Genomic DNA, 3,034 nt, shown 5'->3' on the forward strand with positions numbered 1-3,034 from the left:
CTTGGATATCGTCAACCTCTACCGGACCCGCATGCGCATTGAGCAAAGCTTTCGTACGCTCAAGTCGCATCAATTTGGCTTTGGCTATGAGGACAGCCAATCCTGCGGCGCAGCGCGGATCGCCATGCTCCTGTTGATCCATCTGCTCGCCGTCTTTCTGGCCTGGGTCGCCGGGATCATCGCACGACGTCGCGGCCTTCAGGATCAGTGTCGATCCAACAGCGATCACAAGCGACAGACCTTGTCCGACATCACTCTCGGCTGGATGGTCTTGGCAGCCAAGCTCCTGACACTGACCCAAGCCTGTTTTGAACAAGCGCTGCGATCCCTCTGGCACCCGCCATCATGCTTCAATGGCCCAACGACCACTCGCGCCTAAATTTGAGGGGAAACCTCAGACTCTGCCCACTCCTGTTTCCATCGCATCGCTCCGTTTCAGTCGATGCGTGCAGGCTAATCGCCGATGATCCTCGCGAATATGACGCCGTGGTTTGAACGCTTACACCCGAAGTGCGCACCGATCTGCGGAAGTTGCCGGTGTCCGCTCTCGTAGGCGTCGCGATCTTCGTCATTGAGGATGATTGCTTGACGGGCATTGCCGCGCGCCATGATGGATCGCGCCGAGGAATTCGATACGTAGAAGGTGGGCCATGCGGAGGAACGTAACGAAGCCAAAGAAATTTGGCAAGGAACAAGACCTGACCCCGACGTTCCGACGTTCCAACAGTGCCATCATCGCGATGGCCGAGCGGCTGAGAGCGAAGGGACTGGCCCCGAAGGCTATCGTCGGCGCCAGCATGCGCAAGCTCACCCATCAAATCTATAGTGTGCTCCGCTCGGGCTTGCCGTTCGATAGTCAAATCGCCATCGGGAACGTTGCAATTCAAGACGGTATCTGACCCTGAAGTTGACCCCGATCGGCTAGCTAATTCCGCGAAGGCATACGAGAACGCCCCGGTCACCGCCCCATTTGCGAAGCTTCCGCCAGTGTGCACATGGAGGTGATGGCTGGCGTCGTAGTTCAAGGTGATGCGGCGTCTGGCCGCAGCGGAAAGCGCGGTGGTTGCGGTTGTCCGGGCCGCTGCTGTCCGGGTTTCATGGCGTACAAGAGATCGTCGTTTTCAAGCACCAGTCGCGCCTTTGGTTTTCCATCGTTGCTGAGGTACTCGGCGGGCAGAGGAAAGACTCTAAGGCGGTAACTCGTGACCGTCGCTCCACGCACGACATCAAGCACTGGTACAGTGCCGTCAACCGATTCGTCCTCGACCCACCGCAGACGTCCGGTCTTGCTCTCACTGCTCCAGGCGCTGCCGCGCGCCCACGGCTCGTCTCCATCTGCCAGCCGGATCGCCAAATCTGATCCCGCGTTGTTCACGATGGAAACGGCCATGCGCTTCGGGCAGCCTTGAAGCATCGCTGCCAGTAGCAGGGCAGCCGCAACTCCAAGACACCGCGCCGCCGCCGTCATGGCCAAGGCCTCGGCGGAGTGCTGTGGGGCCCCGTCTCCAAGACGTTGAACGGTCCATGCCAATTCCCGTTGAACAGCAACGCTCCGGCACCGAGGAGGCCGTGCGCCGGGAGATACAACGGTCCGAGCGCTTGGCCCTGCAATGTGTGCTGCATCTCCTCGAAGCCAAGCGGCATGCCGCTGTTCGTGAACGTCGAGCTCGGGTGATAGACGGGATCGGGGTTGTAGACGATGACGTTGCCGAACGTCGTCGCTGTCGCAGTGAGCGGATTGTTGATGAATTGAATTGCGTTGTTGCCCAAAGCGATCTCAGGCGGCAGGGCCTGCAAGCCCAACCCGTAGCCAATCCAACCAAGCCCATAACCGACGCCGCCATAGGCCAAGCCGATAACGCTTGTCGGCAGCGACCAAAGCTTGCCGATTGCATCGCCAAGGCTCGCGCCGTTCTGGATGTCGCGCGCGACGCTGCCGAAGGTGTAAGCAAACGCCCCCGTCACCGCCCCATTGGCAAACTTCCCACCCGTCAGCTCGCACAAGGTTGGGGTCATCGCACAAGGTTGGGGTCAGGTCTTGCGCCTTGACGGGGTCAAACACAAGGTTGGGGTCAAAGGTTGGGGTCATGGGGTCAAAGGTTGGGGTCAGGTCTTGCGCCTTGACGCAGCCCGCCGAGCCACACCTCGCGCGATCCAGCTTACCGTCGAGTAGTGCTACCCGAAGTGCGCACCGATCTGCGGAAGTTGCCGGTGTCCGCTCTCGTAGGCGTCGCGATCTTCGTCATTGAGGAAGATTGCTTGACGGGCATTGCCGCGCGCCATCACATGATGGATCGCACCGAGGAATTCGATACGCAGAGGGCGGGCCATGCGGGGGAACGTAGCGAAGCCAAAGAAATTTGGCAAGGAACAAGACCTGACCCCGAAGTTGCGAAGTTGCGGCGTGACCCCGAAGTTGCGGCGTTTCATCAGTGTACGCACGCGGTGGCGGCCCAGCGTGAAGCCTTGCATGCTCAGCGCCACCCGCAGTCGCCGGCTTCCGTAGCTGCGGCCACTGGCCATGAACGCAGCCTTCAGGTGAACGCTGGCCACGCATACTGCGGGCCGGCGCTGCTGGGCGGCATAGAACCCCGAGCGGCTGACCTCCAGTACCCGGCACATCTGCGAGACTTCGGCCTTCTGTTGCCGCTGAGCGATCAGGCGATGGATCACTTCAGTTCCCGGGCAAAGAAGGCCGAGGCTTTTTTTAACAGATCATTGTCTGATCGCAGTTGCCGGTTCTCCCCCTCCAGCTGCCGGATTCGCTGTTGCTCGGCCGTCAGCGGCTTGCCGATTCCGCTGCCGCCAGCCCGCTCCGCATCGTACTGCGTCAACCAGCGCCGCACCGCGCTATCCACCAGATTCATGTCGCTGCACACCTGCGACACGCTCAGCCCCTGATCTCGAATCAGGCCGATCACTTGCAGCTTGAACGCCACGTCAAACGTCCTACGGATCTTGTCGCTCATTTCTTCTCTGTCCTCAGTCGGGGGAATCACCCCCTATCGAGGTGTCCGAAGAAATTAGACCATGA

General features: G+C 60.3%; 6 protein-coding genes. 2 read left to right on the forward strand and 4 right to left on the reverse strand.

Annotation, left to right across the window (positions count from 1 at the left end; all coding sequences use genetic code 11):
- Positions 1-379, forward strand: a 379-nt coding sequence (locus RM530_RS18235) for a transposase (protein ID WP_311366694.1), incomplete at its 5' end; no start/stop codon positions are given.
- A 271-nt stretch (positions 380-650) separates the two neighbouring features.
- On the forward strand, positions 651-899 hold the full coding sequence (locus RM530_RS18240; RefSeq protein ID WP_311366695.1) for a hypothetical protein: 249 nt from the start codon (positions 651-653) through the stop codon (positions 897-899).
- Between the two features lie 122 nt (positions 900-1,021).
- On the opposite strand, the gene RM530_RS18245 is transcribed toward RM530_RS18240, so the two are convergent.
- The 4 genes from RM530_RS18245 to RM530_RS18260 all read right to left on the reverse strand — a co-directional run bounded on the left by RM530_RS18245 (position 1,022) and on the right by RM530_RS18260 (position 2,969).
- Complete coding sequence (locus tag RM530_RS18245; protein ID WP_311366696.1) at positions 1,022-1,390, reverse strand: hypothetical protein; 369 nt, start codon at positions 1,388-1,390, stop codon at positions 1,022-1,024.
- A 74-nt stretch (positions 1,391-1,464) separates the two neighbouring features.
- The gene (locus RM530_RS18250; protein ID WP_311366697.1) at positions 1,465-2,016 is read right to left on the reverse strand and encodes a hypothetical protein; all 552 of its coding nucleotides are present in this window, start codon (positions 2,014-2,016) and stop codon (positions 1,465-1,467) included.
- 159 nt (positions 2,017-2,175) lie between these two features.
- A complete protein-coding gene (locus RM530_RS18255) occupies positions 2,176-2,673 on the reverse strand; it encodes an IS3 family transposase (RefSeq protein WP_311366698.1) in 498 nt (165 codons plus the stop codon).
- Positions 2,670-2,969 carry a transposase gene (locus tag RM530_RS18260; RefSeq protein WP_311366699.1) on the reverse strand — a complete coding sequence of 100 codons (300 nt, stop codon included), beginning with the start codon at positions 2,967-2,969 and terminating at the stop codon, positions 2,670-2,672. Before RM530_RS18260 ends, RM530_RS18255 begins: the two co-directional genes overlap by 4 nt.
- Between the last annotated feature and the right edge of the window lie 65 nt (positions 2,970-3,034).

It is taken from the genome of Banduia mediterranea (assembly GCF_031846245.1).
GTDB lineage: Bacteria > Pseudomonadota > Gammaproteobacteria > Nevskiales > Nevskiaceae > Banduia > Banduia mediterranea.